The 414-nt window shown below is 63.5% G+C and carries 1 pseudogene; it reads right to left on the reverse strand.

The annotated features are described in order from the left end of the window. Nucleotides 1-333 (reverse strand): annotated as a pseudogene (locus tag I6F37_RS42065) (hypothetical protein); the annotation flags it as partial. Nucleotides 334-414: the final 81 nt, after the last annotated feature.

A 414-nucleotide genomic window follows, 5' to 3' on the forward strand; every position in this document is an offset into this window, starting at 1 on the left:
GGACGCACGAATCCGCTCGGCGAGTTCCCTCTCGACATCGGCACCGACCGTCGCCGCTCGCAGCGCCAGCTCGTGATCGTCGCGCCACAGCACATTGACGCCGAGGTCTTCGAGCAGCGCCAGCATCGAGTCAACGTCCCGGATCCGCGGCACGTTGCCGATCACGAGCTCTTCCTCGGTCAGCAAGCAGGCCGCCAGGATCGGCAGCGCAGCATTCTTGTTCCCGGCGGGCACCACGGTGCCCGACAGCGGGTATCCGCCTTCTATTACGAACTTGTCCATGTCAGAGAGTTGGGGTCCGGCCTGCCGGCTTCCCCGTTCGAAACGCGCCATTGGCCGCTCAAGGGTAACAGCAGCACAACGCGATAAGCGAGACTTTTCGGCTTGCCAAGGCCGTTCTCGGCTAGATGATTG

It is taken from the genome of Bradyrhizobium sp. NBAIM08 (genome assembly GCF_020193935.1).
GTDB lineage: Bacteria > Pseudomonadota > Alphaproteobacteria > Rhizobiales > Xanthobacteraceae > Bradyrhizobium > Bradyrhizobium yuanmingense.